This window comes from Paraburkholderia sp. BL10I2N1, from assembly GCF_004361815.1.
GTDB lineage: Bacteria > Pseudomonadota > Gammaproteobacteria > Burkholderiales > Burkholderiaceae > Paraburkholderia.
The window spans coordinates 1,643,000-1,667,402 of record NZ_SNWA01000001.1 but is presented as its reverse complement, the minus strand read 5'-3'; the positions used below and the strand labels follow the sequence as shown (position 1 = coordinate 1,667,402).

Genomic DNA, 24,403 nt, shown 5'->3' with positions numbered 1-24,403 from the left:
GCCTGGCCAGGTGGCATAGGTGCACGCACCATATCAGGGCAACGCGTCATGGAATATTCATTCAATTTGTGCGCATTGCGGCCGATAAGGCGGCCACTTCCCTCGTTTTCGGCAGCCGCTCATGTCCGTCCGCCCGTCCCCCGACTCATCCGCACCGAGCATCGAAGATCTGATCGCCCGGCGTAGCCTGTCGGCGGTGTTTCAGCCGATCGTCGACTTCGATGACGGCGCGATTCTCGGCTACGAGGGGCTGATTCGCGGGCCGGCAGGCACGTCGGTCGAAGCGCCCTACGCGCTTTTTGCGCAGGCGGCCGTCGAAGGCTGCGGGATTGCGCTGGAGCGGGCGGCCGCGCGCACCTGCCTCGAAGCCTTCGCGCTCCTGAAGTGCGAAGGCAAGCTGTTTCTCAACTTCAGCGCAGGCGCTATCCGGGACCTCGCGGCGGCGCGCGACAGCATGCTCGCGCTGCTGCATCATGTGGGCGTCGACCCGGCGCGGATCGTGATCGAGCTGACCGAGCAGAGCGCGATTCCCGACTTCAGCAATTTTCTGCCGGTGATCGCGGCGTTACGCACGGCCGGCGCGCAGTTCGCGCTCGACGACTACGGCACCGCGAACGCCAGCATGAACCTGTGGGTCCGCCTGCAGCCGGACGTCGTGAAGATCGACCGCTTCTTCATCCATGACATCGCCAGCGATCCGCTCAAGTTCGAAGCCGTGCGGGCCATGCAGCACTTCGCAAACGCGAGCGGCGCAAAGCTCGTCGCGGAAGGCATCGAGAACGAGGCCGACCTGATCGTCGTGCGCGACATGGGCATCGGCTGTGGACAGGGCTATTTCTTCGGCAGGCCCAACGCGCAGCCGCCGCGCCTCATCGCCGACGAGGCCAGTCAGGCCATCCGCGCCCACCACATCGCCGTATTCCCGGAAACGACGCGCACGCTGGGCGCGTCGCCTTCAGGCGGCGTGGCGTCGGAAAAAATGCTCGTGCACGCGCCCGCGCTGCCCCGCCAGGCGACGAACAACGACGTGCTCGAACTCTTCAACCGTCTTCCGGATCTGCACGCCGTCGCGGTCGTGGAGCGTGACGAGCCGGTCGCCCTGATCAACCGCCGTTCGTTCATGGACCGCTACGCGCTGCCGTATCATCGCGAACTCTTCGGCAAGCGTCCGTGCCTGCTGTTTGCGAACGCGTCACCGGTCGTCATCGAGAAATCGATGACCGTCGAGCAGATGGCGAAGCTCCTCGCCAGCAACGATCAGCGCTATCTCGCCGACGGTTTCGTCATCACGGACAACGGCAGATACGCGGGCCTCGGCACCGGAGAAAAGCTCGTGCGCGCCGTCACCGAGGTGCGCATCGAAGCGGCGCGCTACGCGAACCCGCTGACGTTCCTGCCGGGCAACATTCCGATCAGCTCGCATATCGCGCGGCTCGTCAGCAATGACGCGGTGTTCTACGCGTGTTACGTCGACCTGAACGACTTCAAGCCATTCAACGACGAATACGGCTACTGGCAGGGCGACGAAGTACTGAAGTTCGCGGCCGCCGTACTCGCCGACGTGTGCGATCCGACGCGCGACTTCCTCGGTCACGTCGGGGGCGACGACTTCCTGATCCTGTTCCAGAGCGACGACTGGCGGGAACGCGCGCTGCGCGCGATTCAGGCTTTCAACGAAGGCGCCCGGCGTTTCTACGCACCGGCCGACCGGCTAGCCGGCGGCATTCACGGCGAAGACAGGCGCGGCAATGCGACGTTCTTCAGCTTCGTCACGATGGCGATCGGCGGTGTGTGCGTGAATCCCACGAACAGCACGGCGCACTGCACAAGCGAAGAGATCGCTTCGGTTGCGGCGCTCGCGAAGCGCCGCGCGAAGCAGGATCCGTCGGGTTTCGTACTGATCGACGAGAGCGAAAGCGACGCCTTGCTGCGCGGACGCATCGACGCTGCCAACGTGCTGATCGATTGATTCGCACAGGTGTCCGCGACAGCTTCACGCGCCAGCGCTGAGCCGAACGCATCGGACCGACAGAACAACATCAAGCTGACACGACTCTCCTGCATCGTAGGGGCCGGTCGTGGACATCCACTTTCCTGCGCCCCATTCGCGGCCACCGCACGACATTGCGCGAGGCGGTGACTATTTTCCGGATAGCGGCGAAGGCAATGCGCGAGAGGGCGCTCCAATCGCGACAAAGCGGGTCCCGATGCGCAGTTTAGTTTATTTTACTAAACAAATAATAACGGAATATAGCCACTAAGTACGGGTATTTACGCGTATCAAACAAGCGTATCGAGGGTTTTTTCGGGTCTTTTTTACTATACAATCACCGGACTCGAAAACACCTGCGGCCTCCCTCGGCGGCCGACGCGAATACATGGGGACAACCATCCGTGACGTCGCGCGCGCGGCCAGCGTGTCGATCGGCACCGTCTCACGAGCACTAAAGAACCAGCCCGGTCTGTCGGACGCCACGCGTCTGCGCGTCGTCGAGACCGCGCGCCGGCTCGGCTACGACGCGGCGCAACTGCGCCCGCGCATCCGCCGCCTCACGTTTCTCCTGCATCGCCAGCACAACAACTTTGCGGTCAGCCCGTTCTTCTCGCACGTGCTCCACGGCGTCGAGGATGCCTGCCGCGAACGCGGCATCGTGCCGTCTGTACTGACGGCCGGGCCGACCGAAGACGTCGTCCAGCAGATGCGACTGCACGCGCCCGACGCAGTGGCCGTCGCCGGTTTCGTCGAGCCGGAAACGCTCGCGACGCTCGTCGCGATGCAGCGCCCGCTCGTGCTGATCGACCTGTGGGCACCCGGCATGCGGTCGGTGAATCTCGACAACGTCGGCGGCGCCGCGCTCGCCATGCAGCATCTGTTCGCGCAGAAGCGCACGCGTATTGCCTTCATCGGCGGCTCGCTCGCGCACTTCAGCATCGCCCAGCGCGCGCTCGGTTACCGGCGTGCGTTCTTCGAAGCCGGGCTGCTGTTCGACCCGTCGCTCGAAGTGCCGATCGACGCTGGCCTCGATCCCGACGCCGGCGCCGCACTCGCGATGGCGCGTCTGCTCGACGCCCCCGGGCCGCGCCCGGATGCCGTGTTCGCCTACAACGACGCCGCCGCGCTCGCCGCCATGCGCGTGTGCCTCGCGCGCGGCGTGCGCGTCCCTGAAGACATCGCCATCATCGGCTTCGACGATATTCCCGCCGCAAGCCACTCCACGCCGCCGCTGTCGACCATCTCCATCGACAAGGAAGCGCTTGGCCGGCGCGGCGTCGAACTGCTGCTCGAAGACGCACCTGTCGAAACAGAAGTCCGCCTGCCTGTCCGTCTCATTGCCCGTGCCAGCACCTCGGTGAAAAAGCCATGAAGCAGCCCGACCTGAATCACGCCAATCCGAATGCGGGAGAACCTGTACCCGTGCCGCCCGTTGCCAGTTACCGCGAGCGCGACTTCCTGCTCTCGCACATCCAGGACACCCTGCGCTTCTATGCGCCGAACGTGCTGGACCCGAGCGGCGGCTTCTTCCACTTCTTCCGCGACGACGGTTCGATCTACAACCGCACGACGCGCCACCTCGTCAGCAGTTGCCGCTACGTGTTCAACTATGCGATGGCGTATCGTCAGTTCGGCGACCCGCAGCATCTCGAATACGCACGCCACGGCCTGCGCTTCCTGCACGATGCGCACTGGGATGCGCACCACGAAGGCTATGACTGGGAGGTCGACTGGCGCGACGGCCACAAGCGCGCGCTCGATTCGACGCGCCACTGCTACGGCCTGGCATTCGTGCTGCTCGCGTATTCGCATGCGGCGATGGCCGGCATCGAAGAAGCCAGGCCGATGATCGGCGCGACCTTCGAACTGATGGAGCACCGCTTCTGGGACGCCGCCGCGGGCCTGTACGCCGACGAGGCAAGCGCCGACTGGCGCGTGTCCAGCTATCGTGGCCAGAACGCTAACATGCACACGACCGAGGCGCTCCTCGCCGCGTATGAAGCGACCGGCCACCTCGTGTACCTGGATCGCGCGGAGCGGGTCGCGTCGAACATCACGTTGCGGCAGGCGAAGCTGTCGCAAGAGCTCGTGTGGGAACACTTTCACGCGGACTGGTCAGTCGACTGGCACTACAACGAAGAGGACAGTTCGAACATCTTCCGTCCATGGGGTTTCCAGCCGGGCCACCAGACCGAATGGGCGAAGCTGCTGCTGATCCTGGAGCGCCACCGTCCATTGCCGTGGCTGCTGCCGCGCGCGATCGAACTGTTCGACGCCGCGATGACGCACGCATGGGACGAGGACCACGGCGGCCTCTACTACGGCTTCGGCCCGGACCGCACCGTGTGCGACCACGACAAGTATTTCTGGGTGCAGGCCGAAACCTTCGCGACAGCGGCGCTGCTCGGCAAACGCACCGGCAACGAACGCTTCTGGGACTGGTACGACGAGATCTGGGGTTATAGCTGGGCGCATTTCGTCGACCACAGGTACGGTGCGTGGTATCGCATCCTCACCTGCGACAACCGCAAGTACAGCGATGAGAAAAGCCCCGCCGGCAAGACCGACTATCACACCATGGGCGCATGCTACGAAGTGCTGCTGCATGCACTGCCGGGCACGGGCGCCCCTTCTGACTCCGCACGGTGACCAACATGACCGCAAGCACTGAATTCCCGCTTTTCGTTTCGGCCGGCGACATCCTCACCGACCTCGTGCGTACCGACGATTCGCGCTGGCTATCGGTGCCAGGCGGCGCCGGCTGGAACGTCGCACGCGCCGTCGCGCGGCTCGGGCTGCGCACGGCTTCGGTCGGCGCGCTCGGCCGCGACTACTTCTCCGACGCGATCTGGAACGCCAGCGTCGCGGCCGATCTCGACATGCGCTTCATGCAGCGCGTCGACCGTTCGCCGCTTCTCGCTGTGGTTCACGAGACACATCCGCCGACCTACTTCTTCATGGGCGACAACAGCGCCGATCTCGCCTTCGATCCGTCGCTGCTGCCGGCTGGATGGATGGACCAGGTCAGGTGGGCGCACTTCGGCTGTATCAGCCTCGTGCGCCAGCCGCTTGGCGATACGCTTGCCAGACTCGCCGCCGACCTGCGCGCGCGCGGCGTGAAGATCAGCTTCGACCCGAATTACCGCAACCTCATGGAGCACGGCTACGAGCCGATTCTGCGCAGGATGGCCGCGCTCGCCGATCTCATCAAGGTATCCGACGAAGACCTGCGGCTCCTGTTCAAGACCTCCGACGAAGCCAGCGCGCTTGCGCAACTGCGTGAGCTGAATCGCGCCGCGAACGTGCTCGTCACGCGCGGCCCGGAGACGGCGACGCTATACGTCGGCGACAGCACCTTCGAAAGCCGCCCTCCGCGTGTCGAGGTGGTGGACACGGTCGGCGCGGGTGATGCGTCGATCGGCGGCCTGCTGTTCAGCCTGATGAGCGCGCCGCAACGCAAGTGGCCCGAGCATCTCGCGTTTGCGCTGGCGGCGGGGGCGGCGGCATGCCGTCATTCGGGCGCGCATTCGCCGACGCTCGATGAGGTCGTCGCGTTGCTGGAAGGGTGAAGACGGCGTCACCTCGCACAGTGGGAAGCGGCTACGGCACCGCGTGAATTCCTGCCCCTGACGACGGCGGGACGCGCCCCTCGCGCGTCCTTCACCACACGTCATGAAACGTTCTTTATTGCGCGACGGTAAGCCGTCAATCTGCGTGCTACGATGGAATCTCCCCCTTGCAGGAGTGGCATCATGGAGGACGTCACCTACACGAAAGGAATCTACACCGCAACCGCGGCGGTCCGGCCGGTAGACGACGGCCTGTACCAGGGCGTGGTTGCTCTCGCGCGCGACGACGGCGACGAGCAGGAGAACACCGTCTACGAGGTCGAAGCCACCTCGGCCACTCCAGAGGAGGCGCTTGAAGAAGCCAAGGCGCTCGCGCATCGCATCCTCGGCGAAATCGAATTCTAGGCGCGAACTCCACGCGCCAGTACCGGTCACAAATTCATGCAGACACGGCGCCGCGACTAACGTCAACGTGCGGCGCCATCCCCGGACGAAACCGGCTGGAGGCGAAGATGGCTGAACAGCTCTTCCTCTATGGCGTATATGCGATCCATGTGCGCCCGCTCGAACTACAGGGCGCGCGCTGGGACGCGGAATACGAAATACGGCATCGCGACAAGCCAGTGCAAACGTGGACCACGGTCGGCGGCGACGACGGTTACGGCGATGCGACCGAAGCGGTCGAGTCCGCGCACCGCCAGGCTGTCGCCGACATCGATCACGGCGCCGGCATTCCCAAACCTCGCGCGTTTCCCTGAGCGTTTCGTTTCGCCACGTGTCTGGCTGAGCGGCTCACTGATCGCTGGTGACGGCTAGACCGCCGACATCTGCATCGCGCTCGCCTGATCGGCGCGGACCCTGGCGTGCTACGCTTTGCGCGTTTGCCACCCCACCGTCCACCCCACCGAAACGCGATGGCCCTCGATACGTCAGACCGCCCACGCAGCCCGGAGTCCACCGCCGCCGCACAACGACGCCCAGGGCGCGAACGTCCTCGCAGGCTGCTAACCGGCTCGCGGGTCGTCATCGCGCATGGTCTGCCAGTGCCGCTCTGGCAGGATCTCTATCACCGTGCGCTGGTGATCAGCTGGCCGGTGTTCTTTGCGTCGCTGGCCTGCCTGTTCCTGCTGCTCAATACCGTCTTCGCGACGCTCTACCTGCTCGGCCATGCGGCCATTGCCAACCAGGCGCCGCAAGGCTTCGCAGGCGCGTTCTTCTTCAGCGTCGAAACGCTGGCGACGGTCGGATACGGCGACATGCATCCGCAAACCGTCTACGGGCATCTGATTGCCACGCTGGAGATTTTCATGGGGATGTCGGGCATCGCGCTCGCCACGGGCCTGATCTTCGCCCGCTTCTCGCGGCCGCGCGCGAAAATCATGTTCGCCCGCTTTGCCATCGTGCGGCCGATAGACGGTCGCATGACGCTGATGGTGCGCGCCGCCAACGCCCGCCAGAATGTGATCGCGGAAGCGCAGGCCAAGCTGCGGCTGATGCGCCATGAGACGACGTCCGAAGGCTTCTCGATGCGCAAGATCCGCGACCTGAAGCTCGTGCGCGACCAGCATCCGATTTTTTTGCTGGGCTGGAACCTGATGCACATCATCGACGAAGAAAGCCCGTTATTCGGCGAAACCGCCGAGACGCTCGAAAAATGCGCCGCATCGCTGCTCATCACCATCGAAGGCACGGACGAAACCACGTCGCAGACGATGGCAGCGCGGTATTCCTGGCCCAACAGCGAGATCCGCTGGCAGCATCGCTACGTGGACGTGTTGCTCGAAAAGGATGGCGTGAGCCACATCGACTACTCGCATTTCGATGAAGTCGTACCCCTCGAACCGCACGAAATGCGCACAGCGGACGAGTCGCAGGCAATGCACCCCTGAGGCCACACCCGCCGCGCCCGCCCGGCTCCACCACTACTTCTTGAGCGCGGCGATTTCTCTTTGTTCGACCGCCAGCGCCCGCGCATGTCCATCGCGCGACACCGCGCGTTCCACATAGTCACCGATGCGGCCCTTCGGCTCCAGCAGCTTCGCCATGAAGGCGATCTGCAACGTGCCGGCGAGCAGCAAATCGGCGGCGCTGAAACGCTCGCCCAGCAACCACTCGCCTTCTTCGAGCGCGGTTTCGATCGCTTGCTGCACGCGATCGAAATCACCCCAGCCGAAGCTGAACGTATTGCCGGGCGACCCGGTCATTTTTTCGGCCATCGCCGGTTCGAGACAACCAGGCGTGAAAAAGAGCCACTGCAGGAAACGGCCGCGCAACGGATCGTCGAGCGTCGCGCCGAGACCGGCCGCCGGGAATTTGTCGGCAAGATACAGCAGCACCGCGCCGGATTCCGCGACATGCACGCCGTTGTCGTCGAGCGCGGGCAGCTTGGTCATCGGATTGAGTTGCCGGAACGCCGGGGAGCCCTGTTCGCCCGCACGGATGTTGACGTGCTCGATGTGGTACGGCGCGCCGATCTCCTCCAGCATCCACAGCGCGCGGAAGGCGCGCGTTTTCGGCCAGTAATAGAGTTTCATGGTCGGCTCCCAATGCGTTAGGACGCCTTCAGCGTAGCGCAACCTCCGCACCCGCGGTAGAACTCACTCAAAACCCCACCGAATCGCGTGGCGGCTCGCGCGATCAGTGGCTTGCCCCCTTCAGTTAGCAATAAATTTCTCCTATCGGCGCTGAAAAATAGAGTCTCTTTCGTTGCGAAGCCGCTGTGGCGTTGCCCCGTTCGCGCGAGAACAAAACAAGGAGACTTCCCCGATGACCGCACGACTGCCTGTCGACGGCACACCCGCCCTCGCCGATTACCGACTTTCCGACAATCTGACTGCCACTCGCGGCCGCATCTTCCTGACCGGCACCCAGGCGCTCGTGCGCCTCGCGTTGATGCAGCGCGCGCTCGACCGTGAGCATGGCCTGAACACCGCCGGTTTTATCAGCGGCTATCGCGGCTCGCCGCTCGGCATGGTCGACCAGCAGTTGTGGAAGGCGTCGAAACTGCTCGCCGCCAGCGACATCCGCTTCCTGCCCGCGATCAACGAAGAACTCGGCGGCACCGCCGTGCTCGGCACGCAACGTGTCGAGTCGGACCCGGAACGCACCGTCGAAGGCGTGTTTGCGATGTGGTACGGCAAAGGCCCGGGCGTCGACCGCGCGGGTGACGCGCTGAAGCACGGCAACGCGTACGGCTCATCGCAGCATGGCGGCGTACTGGTGGTAGCGGGCGACGACCACGGCTGCGTGTCTTCGTCGATGCCGCATCAGAGCGACTTCGCCTTGATGGCGTGGCACATGCCGGTGGTGAATCCGTCGAACATCGCAGACATGCTCGAATTCGGCCTCTATGGCTGGGCGCTGTCGCGCTTCTCCGGCGCATGGGTCGGCTACAAGGCGATTTCGGAGACGGTCGAATCGGGTTCGACCGTCGACCTGGACGCGCTGCAAACCGAATGGACCATTCGAGCGGATTTTCAGCCGCCCGCCGATGGTCTGCACAACCGCTGGCCGGATCTGCCGAGCCTGTCGATCGAAGCGCGGCTCGAAGCCAAGCTGAATGCCGTGCGCCACTTTGCGCGCACCAACAGCATCGACAAATGGATCGCCCCCAGCCCGCATGCGAATGTCGGCATCGTGACCTGCGGCAAGGCGCACCTCGACCTGATGGAAGCGCTGCGGCGGCTCGACCTCACCGTCGCCGATCTCGAAACGGCGGGCGTGCGGATCTACAAGGTCGGCCTGTCGTTCCCGCTCGAAATGACCCGCATCGACAGGTTCGTCGAAGGCCTGTCGGAAGTGCTGGTGATCGAGGAGAAAGGCCCCGTCATCGAACAGCAGATCAAGGACTATCTGTACAACCGCCGCGAAGGCGCCCGTCCCGCCGTGCTCGGCAAGTATGCCGAAGACGGCTCGTTGCTGCTGTCGTCGCTAGGCGAACTGCGGCCATCGCGCATCCTGCCGGTGTTCGCGAACTGGCTCGCGCGGCACAAGCCCGCGCTCGACCGTCGCGAGCGTGTGGTCGATCTGGTGGCGCCGCAGATTCTGTCGAACGCGGCCGACGCAGTAAAGCGCACGCCGTACTTCTGCTCGGGTTGCCCGCACAACACATCGACGAAGGTGCCCGAAGGTTCGATCGCACAGGCTGGCATCGGCTGTCACTTCATGGCGTCGTGGATGGAGCGCGATACGACAGGGCTCATCCAGATGGGCGGCGAAGGCGTCGACTGGGCATCGCATTCGATGTTCACGAAGACGCGCCACGTGTTCCAGAACCTCGGCGACGGCACGTACTTCCATTCAGGCATCCTTGCGATCCGTCAGGCGGTCGCGGCAAAGGCCACGATCACCTACAAGATTCTCTACAACGACGCGGTCGCGATGACGGGCGGCCAGCCGGTCGACGGCAGCATCTCGGTGCCGCAGGTTGCGCGGCAGGTGGAAGCCGAAGGCGTGTCGAAGTTCGTCGTCGTAAGCGACGAGCCAGAAAAGTATGACGGCCACCACGACCTCTTTCCAAAGGGCACGACGTTTCACCATCGCAGCGAGCTCGACGCCGTGCAGCGCCAGTTGCGCGACATCGACGGCGTGACGGTCCTCATCTACGACCAGACCTGCGCGGCGGAAAAGCGTCGCCGCAGGAAGAAAGGCGAATTCCCCGATCCGGACAAGCGTCTCTTCATCAACGAGGCCGTCTGCGAAGGCTGTGGCGATTGCGGCGTGCAATCGAACTGCCTGTCGGTCGAGCCGCTCGAGACGACGCTCGGCCGCAAGCGCCGCATCGATCAGTCGTCGTGCAACAAGGACTACTCGTGCGTGAACGGCTTCTGCCCGAGTTTTGTGACGGTCGAAGGAGGCAAGCTGAAGAAGGCCGCAGGGGCCGCATTCGACCCGGCCGCGCTCGCGAAGAAGATCGAGGCACTACCCACGCCGGCGACGCATCTCGACGCCGCCCCGTACGACATCCTCGTGACGGGCGTCGGCGGCACGGGGGTCGTGACGGTCGGTGCGCTGATCAGCATGGCTGCGCACCTCGAAGGCAAGAGCGCTTCCGTGCTGGACTTCATGGGCTTTGCGCAGAAGGGTGGCTCGGTGCTGTCGTTCGTGCGTTTCGCCGCCCGCGAGGAGTGGCTCAATCAGGTTCGTATCGATACGCAGCAGGCCGACGTGCTGCTCGCGTGCGACATGGTGGTCGGCGCGAGCGGTGATGCACTGCAGACCGTGCGTCACGGCCGCACGCGCATCGTCGTGAACACGCATGCTATTCCGAACGCGTCGTTCGTGCAGAACCCTGACGCGAACCTGCACGCGGACGCGCTGATCGACAAGATGCGTCATGCAGCAGGGGATGATCGTCTGTCGACCTGCGATGCGCAGGCGCTCGCCAGCCGCTTCCTCGGCGACACAATCGGCGCGAACATCCTGATGCTCGGTTTCGCATGGCAACTCGGCCTCGTGCCGGTGTCGTTCGAGGCGCTGACGCGGGCGATCGAACTGAACAACGTCGCGGTCGAAGCGAACAAGCTGGCATTCGCGATCGGTCGCGTCGCAGCAGCGGATCCTGCGGCGCTCGATGCGCTGCTGCAAACGCGTGCCGATGCGATCGCATTGCCGTTCTCCGTCGCCAACGATGCGGCGCGCGATGTCGATGCGGTGATCGCCGATCGTGAAACGCGTCTGGCGGCTTACGGTGGCGCAGCGTATGTCAAGCGCTTCCGCGCCCTGGTCGACAAGGTACGCGCGGCGGAACAGCGGGCTTCGGGCACCGCAGGCAAACCGCCCAGCGAACCGCTGACGCGCGCCGTCGCTACAACGTTCTTCAAGCTGCTCGCAGTCAAGGATGAGTACGAAGTCGCGCGTCTTTATGCGGACGGCTCGTTCAGGCGCGCAATCGAAGCGCAGTTCGAAGGCATTGCTGGCCGCGACTTCCGCATCGGCTTCAACATGGCGCCGCCGACCGTGACGCGCGCTGCGCACGGCGAGCGTCCGAAGAAGGTGAAGATCGGCCAGTGGATGTGGCCGGTGCTCGGCAGCCTCGCGAAGATCCGCGCGCTGCGCGGTACGCCGCTCGATCCGTTCGGCCGCTCGCTGGAACGCCGGATGGAACGCGCCCTGGCCACAGACTACGAAGCGACGATCGAAGCCCTGCTACGCGTGCTGACGCCCGCCACGATGGACGAAGCGGTCGAGTTCGCGCAGGTCATGCAGCGCGTGCGCGGCTATGGTCCAGTGAAGCTGAACAGTCTGGTCGCTGCGAAAGCACGTGAGCGTTCGGCGAGCCGTGCGCTGAACATCGAGCCGGCAACGTCCGCAGTCGTGCAGGAAGCGCTCGCGCAGATGCGTGGCAGCGGTGCGTTGAGCGGCATTCCGGTGGTGGTAACGAAGTAAGCCAGCGCAACACATGAAGTCACTATGTTTATGGACCGCGCCCAGATAGAGTTGCTGGCATCAGGAGCTTTCGCGTACAACGAGCTCAAAACCCAGGTCGACCACCGGTTCGGGCACCGGCTCGCCCCTGATCATCGCAAGTAGCATGAGCGCGGCGCGGCGTCCGACTTCGGCGCGAGGTGTGCGGATCGTCGTCAGGCGCGGGAACGAATGGGCCGATCCGGGCAGGTCGTTGAAGCCGACCATCGCGACGTCGCCCGGCACGGACACGCCGCGGCGCAGCGCCTCGAGTAGCGCGCCCTGCGCCAGGTCGTCGTTGCCAAAGAAAATGCCGTCGACGTCCGGGCGCCGCTCCATGATCTGCGCGAACAGGTCGCAGCCGAGTCCGATCGAGGACGGTGCCGGTGACAGAAACTCGAGCGCGGGGTCGTACAACCCCGCCTTTTGCAGCGTCCGGCGAAAGCCCTCGCCACGCTGCATGATCCGCGGGTCAAGTTGCGCCGCGACGAACGCGTTGCGCGTGCGGCCGCGCGCGAGCAGGTGTTCGGCGGCGGTCTGGCCGGCGCTCACCTGCGCGAAGCCAACACAATACACACCGGGGCCGCGTGAGAGTTCCATGATATGAACACAAGGCACGCCACTCGCATCGATCATGCGCCACGCCGCTTCGGTGCATTCGGACCCGGTCACGATCATGCCGCTTGGCGGGGAGGCGAGATAATGGCGGATCAGGTCTTCCTGGTCCTCGCGCGCGTAATGCGAGTTGCCGATCAGGATCTCGAAACCGTGCGGCCTGAGCACGCGGTGAATCGCCTCGAGCACATCGACGAAAACGAGATTGGACAGCGATGGGACAAGCACCGCGACCACCTCGCTGCGCGCGGACGCAAGTGCCCGTGCCGCCGCATTGGTCACATAGCCCAGTTCCTGCGCCGCATCGCGGACGCGTTGCACGAGTTCCGGCGCGACCGTGTTGACGCCGCGCAATGCGCGCGACGCGGTGATCGTGCTCACCCCGGCGCGACGCGCAACCTCTTCAAGCGTCGGGCGGCCAGTACCTCGGGTTTTCCTGCGTGTCGAATTTGCCATAAGCCGTCTAGGATAGCGCTACCTCTACTGTTACACAAAGAAGGTTCGAATCAAGAAGTAGAAAAAGCGTGCTGCAGAGCTCTCGACAGATGGAACGGCCGTGAACGGCCGTTTTCTTCAGGCCGCAAAGATAGCGCTGTCTTAAGACCTGAATGAGGTTGAAATGGAGGAGATGATGTCTGCAATGGTCGTGATGGGCGTAGCCGGCTGTGGCAAAAGCAGCGTCGCAGCGGCGCTGGCGGAGCAAATCGGCGGGTACCTGATCGAAGGCGATGAGTTCCATCCGGCAGCGAACGTTGCAAAGATGCGCGCCGGCATCCCGCTTGGTGACGTTGACAGGGCCGGCTGGCTGGAGCGGCTCGGGAGAGAACTCAGCCGTGCGCTCATGGCGCACGAGCGGCCTGTACTGACATGCTTAGCGCTCAAGCGCCACTATCGCGAGCGGCTCCGCCAGGCTGTGCCGGGGCTCGGTTTTCTCTTTCTGAATTTGCCGCGTGAGGTTGCCGCAAGGCGCGTTGCCGGGCGCGGCAATCATTTCATGCCGGCCACGCTGGTCGCCAGCCAGTTTGCCGACCTCGAAGCGCCACTTGATGAACCCTTGACGCTCACGGTCGACGCCACGTTGCCGCTCACCAGAATCACCCGGGTGGCGACTGCCTGGTGCGAGACTCGCAATCCGTTCCAGACTGCTTTGGTCGTTTGAGATAGCGCTATCTTATTTTTGCCTGTCCGCACCCTACCGAAATCGGGAAACAGCGGACCTCTAACCTCGGGGATCATTATGTCTGGCTTGCCCAGCAACATTTCTTTACTGCTCGACGCGCTGATTGCGATCGTCGTGCTCATCCTGCTGATTACCCGCTTCAGGATTCATCCCTTCATCGCGCTCACGCTGGCGGCCGGCCTGGTCGGCCTGACATCCGGCATGCCGGTCGCGAAGATCATGCAGTCGTTCCAGGACGGGTTCGGCGGCGTACTGGGCTTTGTCGGCATTGTTCTCGGGCTTGGCACCATGCTGGGCAAGATGATGGCCGAGTCCGGCGGGGCAGACCAGATTGCGCGCACCCTGGTGGGTGCGTTCGGCCGGGAGCGGGTGCAATGGGCGATGATGTGCGCCGCCTTTCTGGTCGGCATTCCGCTGTTCTTCGAGATCGGCTTCGTGCTGCTGATTCCGCTGGTCTTCATTGTGGCAAGGCGTACCGGCGTGCCGTTGATCAAGGTCGGCATGCCGTTGCTCGCGGGGCTCTCGGTCGTCCACGGACTGGTACCGCCTCACCCCGGGCCGCTGCTGGCAATCGGCGTATTCGGCGCCGACATCGGCAAGACCATCTTTTATGGCCTGATCGTCGGACTGCCGACGGCCATCATCGCCGGCCCGCTGTTTGGCTCGTTCATCGCCAGATACGTTCCGGGTTCGCCGTCGCAGGAATTGCTCGACCAGTTGGCGCACGAGTCCGAAGCCAGGGATCTGCCGGGTTTCACCGTGACGCTGGCGACAGTGCTGCTGCCCGTCTTCCTGATGCTGCTCAAGGCGTTTGCGGATATCGTCCTCGACCAACACAGCACCTTGCGCGTGTGGATGGACATGATCGGCCATCCGGTCACCGCCTTGCTCGTCGCGCTGCTGGTTTCCCTGTACACCTTCGGCGCCGCGCGTGGTTTCGACGCGAAACAGGTGCTGAAGTTTGTCGACGCCAGCCTCGCGCCGGTGGCCGCGATCATTCTGATCATCGGCGCCGGTGGTGGCTTCAAGCAGATGCTCGTAGCAAGCGGTGTGGGTGACGCAATTGGCCAGATGGCGGTGCATGCGCGCATTTCGCCGATCCTGCTTGCATGGCTTGTCGCGGCAGTGATACGGGTCGCGACGGGATCCGCAACCGTGGCGACGATCACCGGCGCCGGCATCGTTGCCCCGGTGGTGGCCATGGTGCCGGGCGTAAACCGCGAACTGCTGGTGCTTGCGACTGGCGCAGGTTCGCTGATTCTGTCGCATGTGAACGATGCAGGCTTCTGGCTCGTCAAGCAGTACTTCAACATGACGGTCACCGAAACCTTCAAGACGTGGACGGCGATGGAAACCATCGTCTCGATCGTCGCGATCATTCTGATCATGATCCTGTCAGTGTTCGTCTGAGTTTCCTGTTCGCCTCCGCCGAGATACCCAAAGAACAGTAAGCGAAGCATTTTTTTTACCAACCGGATTAGAACCAAGAAGATATGCAATCTTGAAGAAATCCAATAAATCATATAATCAGCGATGCTAAATAAATTGCTTAAAACAGGATTGGCGCGAGCAGGGGCGAACTTTTCCGCCGCGCGATGGCCGGCCAAGGTCACAAGCATTTCCCTGCTTGCGCTCGTCGGTGCCGGACCGGGCATGGCGCACGCACAGAGCAGCGTGACGCTCTATGGGATCGTCGACAGTGGCTTCACCTACACCAGCAATCAGCTCGGCAAGAGTCTGTTTCAGGCGACGGCGGGCAACCAGCAGGGTTCGCGCTGGGGCTTCAAGGGCTCCGAGGACCTGGGTGGCGGCCTGCACGCGATTTTCCGGCTCGAAAACGGCTTTGACACCTACACCGGCGTGCTGAAACAGGGCGGCCGCCTGTTCGGTCGTGGCGCATGGGTCGGTCTGAGCAGTGACAATTGGGGTGCTGTCACTGCCGGTCGCCAGTTCAATCCGGTCCAGGACTACCTGTCCAACGACGGTGTCGGCGCCTATACCCAGTTCGGCAACATCCTGTATGACAACGATAACCTGAACAATACCTTCCGCTCCGACAACTCAGTCAAGTACACCTCGCCACGGATCAAGGGGCTGCAGGCCGAGGCGCTCTACGCATTCTCGAACGACACCAGCGCGAAGAACAACCGTAGCTGGAGCGTCGGAGCCCAGTACCTGAACGGTCCGCTGCGTATCGATGCAGCCTACGCACTGCTCGACCACCCCGGCCTGAACACCACCGGCGCGATTCCGTCGGATAACTATTACCCGACCTCGGTGGTCTCGAACGTGGAGCGTCAGCAGATCTGGGGCGTCGGCGGCGCATACACGCTCGGCGGGCTGAGCATTGCGCTGCTGCACACGCAGTCGAACTTCCAGATGCCGACCGGCAACAAAGACTTTTCGAACTACGAGGCGAGTGCCCAATACTGGGCGACGCCCGCCTGGCAGCTCGGTGTGGGCTACGACTTCACGACCGTGCACCAGTCGGCCAGCGGCAACGCGAAGTATCACCAGATTGGCGGCAACGCGAGCTACTACCTGTCCAAGCGCACTGACCTGTATCTGAACGTGATCTACATGCATGGCAGCGGCGGGACCGCGTGGATCAACGGCCTGTCGAATCCCTCGTCAACCGGCATCCAGACCGCCGCGATAGCGGGCATCCTGCACCGGTTCTGATGCACCCGTCCTCAATCTGCAAAGAAGACTCTCATCATGAAAATTGAACGAACCAAACCGACTGCGACGGCCGGCAAACTGAAAGCGATCGCGATACTGGTCCAGGCGCTCTGTGCAACCGTTGCCTATGCAGCCGCTCCGCCGTCCATTGACGCCCCAACGGTGGCGGACCAGCGCGCGGATGCCGTCATCCGGCAGATGACGCAGGATGAGCTGATTCAACTGGTGCATGGCCTCTATGGCCGGTATGCGAAGAGCCCGCTGATGCCGTCGGGCATCATCGCCGGCATTCCGCGCCTCGGAATTCCGGACCAGGTGGAGTCGGATGCGGGTCTCGGCATCCGGTCTCTGCTCGACAAGACCAATGGGCTGCCGGTTCGCGGCGCGGATACCGGAGCGGCAACACCGTTGCCGTCGGGGCTGGCGACCGCCTCGACCTGGAATCCGCAGCGTGCCTTCGATGGTGGCGCGATGATTGGCGAGGAAGCGCACAGGCTCGGCTCCAATGTCCTGCTTGGCGGCGGGACAGACCTGGCGCGTGACCCGCGCAATGGTCGCAACTTCGAATATGCCGGTGAAGATCCGTTGCTCGCCGGCACGATGGTCGGCGCGGCGATCGCCGGCATCCAGAGCCGCCACGTGATCGCGACCATCAAGCATTACGCGCTCAACGATCAGGAGGCGAACCGCTTCAGCGTCAGTTCGAACATCGACTGGACCGCCGCGCGCGAATCGGACCTGCTTGCGTTCGAGCTTGCGATCGAAAAAGGCGATCCCGGTTCGGTGATGTGCTCCTACAACAAGGTCAACACGGTCTGGGCGTGCTCGAGCGACATGCTGCTGAACCAGATCCTGAAGCACGACTGGCATTTCAAGGGCTATGTGATGTCGGACTGGGGCGCGGTTCACGATATCAAGGATGCGTTGAACGGCCTCGACCAGGAGTCCGGAGAATCGTTCGACAAGGACAACGGTGGTCCGTTCTTCGGCGACAAGCTGAAGCAGGCACTGGCAGACGGCACCGTGCCGGAGAGCCGCCTGAAGGACATGGCGCATCGGATCCTGCGCACGATGTACGCCAAGGGTGTATTCGACAATCCGCCGTCGCTGCGCCCGATCGATGTCGCCGCGGATGCCACGATCGCCCAGGCCGACGAAGAGGAAGGGATCGTACTGCTGAAAAATGCCGCACGGCAACTGCCGCTCGCCGCCGGCCATACGATTGCGGTGATCGGTTCGCATGCGGACGTAGGCGTGCTATCGGGCGGCGGTTCATCGCAGGTCTGGCCGGTCGGTGGTCCCGCTGTTGGGCAGGGCGGCTATTCGTTCCCGAATCCGGTGATCTACGATCCGTCGTCGCCGCTCAAGGCTATCGGGGCGAAAGCTGGCAGCGAGACCAAGGTGAGTTACGACGATGGCGCGGACCCCGCGAGAGCGGCTGAACTGGCGAAGAGTGCCGACGTGGCGATCGTGTTCGCCCACCAGTGGAGCGCCGAAACACTGGACAATGCGAACGACCTGTTGTTGCCGGATCAGCAAAACGAACTGATTGCGCAGGTGGCCGCCGCGAATCCGCATACGGTCGTCGTGCTGGAAACCGGCAATCCGGTACTGATGCCGTGGCTGTCGAAGGTGAGCGCGGTTCTCGAGGCATGGTATCCGGGCGCGAAAGGCGGCGAGGCGATTGCGAACGTACTGTATGGCGACGTCAATCCATCCGGGCGTCTGCCGGTCACATTCCCAGCCAGCGTCGCCCAGTTGCCGCGACCCGCAATCGCGCCTGACGCAGCAGTCGACTACAACATCGAGGGCGCAGCAGTTGGCTACAGGTGGCATGAGCAAACCAGCCAGAAGCCCCTGTTTCCGTTCGGCTTCGGTCTGTCGTATTCGACGTTTGGATATTCGAAGGCCAGTATGCACGGCGACTCGCGCGGATTGACGGTCAGCTTCAACGTGACCAACACGGGCAAGCGCGACGGCAAGGAAACCGCGCAGGTCTACATGGGCCTGCCGGCTGGAGCCCACGCCCCTGAGCGGCTTGCCGGCTTCCAGAAGATCGACTTGAAGGCGGGAGAAACGAAGCGGGTGTCCGTCGACATCGACCCGCGCCTGTACGCGTCTTTTGACAAGGATGCGGGGAAATGGCGTGTCTCGGCAGGCACTTATCCGGTCTATGTCGGTTCGTCTTCCGGCGACCTGAAGCTCGTCCAGTCAGTCAGTCTGACCGACCGCCGCTTCGGCCCTTGACGGCCTAGATCAACGCGCCGGCGGTAACGGCTTCATCGGTTTCGTGATGCCAGTCGATATCGCCGCATAGCACGCACGCCTTGTCGCCGACGCGCGTCGCGATCGACAGCGTCACGCACAGCGTCGCTTCATTGATCGACAGATACGGCCGCGTAACCTGTACGCGCTGCGGCTCGCGGATCGCCGCGCGGAAATATGGCCGTCGCAGCCAGCTCGCACCCTTCGCATCGGACAGCGGCAGAAAGCGCGACATCTGCACGGCACGGTCGGCCCGCAGCACGACGTTGCGCTCCGACTGCCGGCCGTTCTCGTCGAGCAGGAAGCAGCGTGCTGCATGGTCGAGAGACAGGAAATTCCAGCACACCTCGTCGAGCGGTTCGCCTGCAGACAGGCGTTCGGCCGCGCGCTCGAAGGCCTGCACATACGGCGCAAGACGCGACGCGTCACGCTTCTCGCGCATTTCGGTCAGCGCCCGGTTGCGTTCGGTAAGGCCGCCAATCAGCGCAGCGCTCGTCGAGGCATCGGCCATTGCTGCGCTCGGCCTGCCGAAGAAGAAGCCCTGCACGAAGTCCGCATCGCACGAGAGCGCCATGTGCGCTTCGCTCTCGGTCTCGATGCCTTCGATCAGCACGAGCTTGCCCGCCTCATGCAGCAACGACACGAGCCCCGGCAGGATCGACGAACCCTGCGGCCTGATCGCGCCGGGCGCGAGCAGCGAACGGTCGAGCTTCACGATATCCGGATTTAGCTGCCAGACTCGCTCGACGTTCGAATGACCCGCGCCGAAATCGTCGAGGGCGATCAGGAAGCCGCGGTCGCGGAACTGACGCACGGCTTCGGCGAGACGTTCGAGATCGTCCGCACGTTGCTCGAGCACTTCGAGCACGATGCGCCGCGGCGGCAGATCGAGGCGTCGCAGGTTCGCGAGCAGCGCGGCGGCGTGATACGGATCGGTGAGCGCGCCCGGATGCACGTTCAGGAACAGCCATTCCTTTTCCGCGCCGAGCGCCTTGAAGTTCTCGAGATGCAGCGCCTGCGCAAGCCGGTCGACCTGCAGCACGTCGCCCAGACGCGCGGCCTGGCCGAACACGTCGAGCGGCGAAACCGGCCGGTCGAGCGAATCGTGCGCGCGCAGCAAGCCTTCGTAGCCAACCGCACGCATGTGCGACAGACTGAAAACAGGCTGGAAGACACTGGTAAGTTCCAGATCCCCGTGCTGCGTCGAATAGCGTTGCAGGCCCGAGGTAAAACTCACCTCAAACCCGTGCGGCGCGGCGGCCGTCCTGTCCTGCTGCGCAATGGTCATGCAATCCTCTCACGCGAGAGTGAGGCTTCCAGTCGAGGAACGACCGGGGCAGCTCCATTCTCAAAATGTGCGTCATCGATATCACTTAAGCAAGCTCCATGCGCACGGTCGACCGCGTATCGCGTTAATTCGCGCGCCAGCTTGCAGCGACGGTAAAGGGCATGCGTCGAGCAGGGGCGCAAAACGCACCATGGCGGTGCAACATGGTGCGCCGACGGGCAGCGGCCCATGTGCATCCGATGCGCGCTTCGCGCCGGATTGCCGGCACGTCGGGCTACACTTCGCACTTGTGCCTTCCTGTCGGACGAGCCTCCGCGCGCCTGCGGCGCTGCCAGTGAACGTCGCGCAGCTTCGTCCGAACCAAGCCTGATGGAAATCGTTTTCACCGTCCTCATCCTGCTGCTCGCGGTTGCCAGTTCGGGCATCCTGATCCGGCTCCTGCCTGTCAAACTGCCGCTGCCGCTCGTGCAGATCGCCATCGGCGCACTGCTGGCGTGGCCGAAACTCGGGCTGCATGTCACCTTCGACCCGGGCATCTTCATGGTGCTGTTCATCCCGCCGCTGCTGTTCGCGGACGGCTGGCGCATCCCGAAGCGCGAGTTCTTCATGCAGCGCCGCGCGATCCTGATGCTCGCGCTCGGTCTTGTGTTCATGACGGTGCTCGCCATCGGCTACTTCGTTCATGCGCTGGTGCCGTCAATCTCGCTGCCGGTCGCATTTGCGCTCGCCGCCGTCCTGTCGCCCACCGACGCGGTCGCGCTGACGGGCATCGCTGGCAAAGGCAGGATTGCGCCGCAGCTGATGCATATCCTCGAAGGCGAGGCGCTGATGAACGACGCGTCCGGCCTCGTCGCGCTGAAGTTCGCGATTGCCGCGGCGTTGACCGGCGTGTTCTCGCTGCGCGACGCGTCGATCAGCTTCGTCATCATCGCGGCCGGCGGCCTCGCGACCGGCGCAGCGGTCAGCTGGCTCTTCAGTGTCGTGTCGGCGCGCTTCCTGAATGTCACGAGCGAAGGGGACCCTGCACCCGGCGTCGTGATGACGCTGCTGATTCCCTTCGCCGCCTACCTGTTCGCCGAGCATCTGGGCTGCTCGGGAATTCTCGCGGCCGTTGCCGCCGGCATGATGATGAACTACGCGAGCATCGCGCACGCGGGACCCGTCGCGTCGCGTGTGCGTGCCGCCAGTACGTGGACGATGATCGAGTTCGTCTTCAACGGGATGGTCTTCATCCTGCTCGGTCTGCAGTTTCCGCACATTCTTGGCGACGCGCTGCTCGACGCGCATCACACCAGCGACGCGCAGGCCTTGCGCCTCATCGGCTATGTCGCGACGGTGCTGCTCGCGCTGTATGCGCTGCGCTTCGTGTGGGTCTGGTTGCTACGCTGGTTCGCGAGCCGTGGCGCGGCACGCCAGGGCGTCACCAACGCGGTGCCTGGGTTGCGGACGGTCGCAATCATGACGGTCGCCGGCGTGCGCGGCGCGGTGACGCTCGCAGGCGCGCTGTCGTTGCCGGTCGCGTTACCGGATGATCAGGCGCTGCCGGGTCGGGAGGTGGCGATCTTCATCGCATCGGGGGTGATTCTCGCGTCGCTGCTGGTGGGGGTCGTCGCGCTGCCGTTGCTCACGCGTGGCTCCCGCCGCGGCCGCGATCCGCACGCCGCCGAAGAAAAGCTTGCGCGCACGCTTGCCGCCCAGGCCGCGATTCGCGCGGTCGACGACCTGCATGAAACAGCCAGCGCCGATCTCGACGAATCGGCGTCCGCGTACGCCGCAGATGTGACCGCACGCGTGATGGATATTTACCGCCGGCGTCTCGCCACGCTCGATGACAACGAGAAACCAAGCGAACTCGCACGCCGCGCCGAAACGCTGGAATTGCAGATGCGGCTCGCCGCAATGCGCGCGGAACGTGCGGTATTCCTGTCGTTGCGCACCGACCAGAAAATTAACGACGAAACGCTGACGCGGCTGATGCGCGAAGTGGATCTGTCGGAGGTGGCGTTGACGAACCGCGGGCGGGCGCGAACCTGAGGTGACGTGAGAGGCATCGTCGACATGGATTTCGCAGGATGAGGCCGTTACGCCTTACCCTGCTTTGCCCGGCACGCTGACGGTCGAAGCGCAAGGCACGTCGACGGGAATGGGTTGACGCGGCGCAGCGCAATCGCATTGCGGATGCGCCGTTTCGCACCAACGCTCAGACAGCCGCCTGTTGCGCCGGCTTGCGCCGCAGCAGCGCGTAAAGAATGATCGCGCCGAACGTCGCGGTACCGATACCGCCCAGTCCAAAGCCACCGAGCTTCAGCGAAAAGTCGCCCGCGCCCAGCACGAGTGTGACCGCCGCGACAATGAGGTTGCGGTTATCGGAGAAATCGACCCGGTTGACGACCCAGATGCGCGCGCCCGTCACCGCAATCAACCCGAATACCACAATCGACACGCCGCCAAGCACAGGGCCCGGAATCGTCTGGATCACCGCGCCAAACTTCGGCGAGAAGCCGAGTACGAGCGCAATCACCGCAGCGATCACGAACACGAGCGTCGAATAGATTTTCGTGACCGCCATCACGCCGATGTTTTCCGCGTAGGTCGTGACGCCAGTGCCACCCGCGAACCCGGAGACGATGGTCGCGAGGCCGTCGCCGATGAACGCGCGGCCGATATAACGATCGAGGTTCTGCCCCGTCATCGCGCTCACGGCCTTGATGTGGCCAAGGTTTTCCGCGACGAGGATGACAGCGATCGGTGCGAGCAACGTCATCGCCTGCGCGTTGAATACCGGCGCCGTGAAGTGCGGCATGCCGAACCACGCCGCGTTCGCGACAATCGTGAAATCGATCGGTTTGCCCATGCCCAGACCGTTCGTCACGATGGCATAGATCACATAGGCAATCAGCAAACCGACAAGAATCAGGAGACGCTGCAACATGCCCCGCGCGAACACCGCCACCGCGCCGACGCACAGCACCGTCACTAGCGCCATCCATGTATCGAAGGCACTCCCGCTGACACCCTTCACCGCGATCGGCGCAAGGTTCAGCCCGATCACCGCGACGATGGCGCCGGTGACGACCGGCGGCATCAACGTCTCGATCCACTTCGTGCCGACCGCCGACACGATCAGGCCGATGATCGAGTACACGACACCGCACGCGATGATCCCGCCAAGCGCGACCGGAATATTCATGTTCGGCCCATGCCCGCTGTAGCCGGTCACGGCGATGACGAGGCCGATGAACGAGAAGCTCGAACCGAGATAGCTCGGCACCCGGCCGCCGACGAGCACGAAGAACAGCAGCGTGCCGATACCCGACATGAAAATGCAAAGGTTCGGATCGAAACCCATCAGAAGCGGGGCAAGCACAGTCGAGCCGAACATCGCGACGACGTGCTGGATACCGAGCGCGAACATCTGCGGCCAGGCGAGCCGCTCCTCTGTGCCGACCACGCGGCCTTCGATCGCTCGTGACTGGGCACGCCAGCGGGGAAAGTAGGAATCGGCCATAGCGGGAGGTCTCCTTTGTCGACGTATATCTGGGACGCGCCGCTGACGGCGCTGTTCTGGAATTACGCGCGAGTGTACGGAGAGGGGCGCACGCTGACAAGCCGGAGCGTCGGGTTCGCCCCTGCGATGCACATGCCGCGCGCTCCACCAGCCTGAATCGCCGGTCCCGGCGGCCGCGGGCGCGCGGCCGGGCCGAAACCGCTAGCGTTTCACGCGGGATTACGACGGGATCGCTGGTTGCTCGCCGGCGTGCCGCAGATCAGCGCTACGCCGGCCGCGGCGGTGGCGCGCAGCGACGCTCGCGTATCACCGGCGCGCGAGCGCAGTGCAAGGCTGTGCAAGATCGCCGAGGCCACTCTGGCGAGCACCGCTGGATCAGCGGCCGACACGAGTTCGCCCTGCGCCTGCGCGAGCTTGAGACGCCTCTCGAACGCACGATCGAAGGTGCGCAGCCCATTCGCCAGTCTGGCGCGAACATCGGCATCGACCTTCGACTCCACCGTCGCGGTGCCGATCAGGAAGCAGCCGCGCGGCTCCTCGCCTGCTGGCAGATAGAGCGCGAGCGCCGCGTCATAGACGCGCTGCAGCGCCCGCGGCAGCGGCAGACCGCCGCCAAGTGCAGCTTCCATCGCGTGCAGGCCGGCTTCGACATAGCGATCCAGCGTGCTCAGGTAGAGCGCGTGCTTGTCGCCGAAAGCGCCGTACAGGCTTGGCCGGTTCATGCCGGTCGCCTCGCTCAGCGCGTCGAGTGACGTTCCTGAGTAGCCGCCCTGCCAGAACGCATCCCTCGCACTCGCGATGACCTCGTCCGGATCGTACGCACGGGGACGGCCGCGCGCTCTCTTTTCAGTTTTTGTACCGTTATGCATAAAAATAGTTTGGCGACGTTCATTTTTGT

Annotated in this window: 18 protein-coding genes; 13 read left to right on the top strand and 5 right to left on the bottom strand. The window is 64.0% G+C overall.

Annotation, left to right across the window (positions count from 1 at the left end; translation table 11 throughout):
- Positions 1-121: 121 nt before the first annotated feature.
- The 7 genes from B0G77_RS07775 (at position 122) to B0G77_RS07745 (ending at position 7,451) form a co-directional block, all read left to right on the top strand.
- Positions 122-1,969: a phosphodiesterase gene (locus B0G77_RS07775; protein ID WP_133661597.1), complete on the top strand. Its 1,848-nt coding sequence runs from the start codon at positions 122-124 to the stop codon at positions 1,967-1,969.
- Between the two features lie 409 nt (positions 1,970-2,378).
- Positions 2,379-3,365 carry a LacI family DNA-binding transcriptional regulator gene (locus tag B0G77_RS07770; protein WP_133661596.1) on the top strand — a complete coding sequence of 329 codons (987 nt, stop codon included), beginning with the start codon at positions 2,379-2,381 and terminating at the stop codon, positions 3,363-3,365.
- Positions 3,362-4,642 (top strand): AGE family epimerase/isomerase, encoded by a 1,281-nt coding sequence (locus B0G77_RS07765; protein WP_133661595.1) that lies wholly within the window; start codon positions 3,362-3,364, stop codon positions 4,640-4,642. Before B0G77_RS07770 ends, B0G77_RS07765 begins: the two co-directional genes overlap by 4 nt.
- A 5-nt stretch (positions 4,643-4,647) precedes the next feature.
- Positions 4,648-5,562 carry a carbohydrate kinase gene (locus B0G77_RS07760; protein WP_133661594.1) on the top strand — a complete coding sequence of 305 codons (915 nt, stop codon included), beginning with the start codon at positions 4,648-4,650 and terminating at the stop codon, positions 5,560-5,562.
- Between the two features lie 183 nt (positions 5,563-5,745).
- Positions 5,746-5,967, top strand: coding sequence for a hypothetical protein (locus tag B0G77_RS07755; protein WP_133661593.1), 222 nt, complete (start codon positions 5,746-5,748; stop codon positions 5,965-5,967).
- A 107-nt stretch (positions 5,968-6,074) separates the two neighbouring features.
- Entirely contained in the window at positions 6,075-6,320 is a 246-nt protein-coding gene (locus B0G77_RS07750; RefSeq protein WP_133661592.1) for a hypothetical protein, read from the top strand.
- 156 nt (positions 6,321-6,476) lie between these two features.
- A complete protein-coding gene (locus B0G77_RS07745; RefSeq protein ID WP_133661591.1) occupies positions 6,477-7,451 on the top strand; it encodes an ion channel in 975 nt (324 codons plus the stop codon).
- A 33-nt stretch (positions 7,452-7,484) separates the two neighbouring features.
- Here the strand turns inward: B0G77_RS07745 and B0G77_RS07740 are convergent, their stop codons facing one another.
- Complete coding sequence (locus B0G77_RS07740) at positions 7,485-8,096, bottom strand: glutathione S-transferase (protein WP_133661590.1); 612 nt, start codon at positions 8,094-8,096, stop codon at positions 7,485-7,487.
- A gap of 232 nt (positions 8,097-8,328) precedes the next feature.
- Here B0G77_RS07740 and B0G77_RS07735 point away from each other — a divergent pair, with 232 nt between their 5' ends.
- Positions 8,329-11,949: an indolepyruvate ferredoxin oxidoreductase family protein gene (locus tag B0G77_RS07735; protein WP_133661589.1), complete on the top strand. Its 3,621-nt coding sequence runs from the start codon at positions 8,329-8,331 to the stop codon at positions 11,947-11,949.
- A 60-nt stretch (positions 11,950-12,009) separates the two neighbouring features.
- Here B0G77_RS07735 and B0G77_RS07730 read toward each other — a convergent pair whose 3' ends face one another.
- A complete protein-coding gene (locus tag B0G77_RS07730) occupies positions 12,010-13,038 on the bottom strand; it encodes a LacI family DNA-binding transcriptional regulator (RefSeq protein ID WP_133661588.1) in 1,029 nt (342 codons plus the stop codon).
- Positions 13,039-13,213: 175 nt separating this feature from the next.
- On the opposite strand from B0G77_RS07730, the gene B0G77_RS07725 reads away from it, so the two are divergent.
- From B0G77_RS07725 to B0G77_RS07710, 4 genes are all read left to right on the top strand, one after another.
- Positions 13,214-13,741 (top strand): gluconokinase, encoded by a 528-nt coding sequence (locus tag B0G77_RS07725; RefSeq protein WP_347814155.1) that lies wholly within the window; start codon positions 13,214-13,216, stop codon positions 13,739-13,741.
- 78 nt (positions 13,742-13,819) lie between these two features.
- Complete coding sequence (locus B0G77_RS07720) at positions 13,820-15,172, top strand: GntP family permease (protein ID WP_133661586.1); 1,353 nt, start codon at positions 13,820-13,822, stop codon at positions 15,170-15,172.
- A 207-nt stretch (positions 15,173-15,379) separates the two neighbouring features.
- Positions 15,380-16,444 (top strand): porin, encoded by a 1,065-nt coding sequence (locus tag B0G77_RS07715; RefSeq protein WP_279571345.1) that lies wholly within the window; start codon positions 15,380-15,382, stop codon positions 16,442-16,444.
- A 36-nt stretch (positions 16,445-16,480) separates the two neighbouring features.
- Positions 16,481-18,691: a glycoside hydrolase family 3 C-terminal domain-containing protein gene (locus B0G77_RS07710; protein WP_133661584.1), complete on the top strand. Its 2,211-nt coding sequence runs from the start codon at positions 16,481-16,483 to the stop codon at positions 18,689-18,691.
- Positions 18,692-18,695: 4 nt separating this feature from the next.
- Here the strand turns inward: B0G77_RS07710 and B0G77_RS07705 are convergent, their stop codons facing one another.
- Positions 18,696-19,997, bottom strand: a complete 1,302-nt coding sequence (locus tag B0G77_RS07705; RefSeq protein ID WP_133661583.1) for an EAL domain-containing protein — start codon at positions 19,995-19,997, stop codon at positions 18,696-18,698.
- A gap of 369 nt (positions 19,998-20,366) precedes the next feature.
- Between B0G77_RS07705 and B0G77_RS07700 the strand changes: the two genes are divergently transcribed.
- Entirely contained in the window at positions 20,367-22,031 is a 1,665-nt protein-coding gene (locus tag B0G77_RS07700) for a Na+/H+ antiporter (RefSeq protein ID WP_133661582.1), read from the top strand.
- A gap of 166 nt (positions 22,032-22,197) precedes the next feature.
- On the opposite strand, the gene B0G77_RS07695 is transcribed toward B0G77_RS07700, so the two are convergent.
- Positions 22,198-23,505, bottom strand: coding sequence for a solute carrier family 23 protein (locus B0G77_RS07695; protein WP_133661581.1), 1,308 nt, complete (start codon positions 23,503-23,505; stop codon positions 22,198-22,200).
- A gap of 209 nt (positions 23,506-23,714) precedes the next feature.
- Entirely contained in the window at positions 23,715-24,374 is a 660-nt protein-coding gene (locus B0G77_RS07690) for a TetR/AcrR family transcriptional regulator (protein WP_133661580.1), read from the bottom strand.
- Between the last annotated feature and the right edge of the window lie 29 nt (positions 24,375-24,403).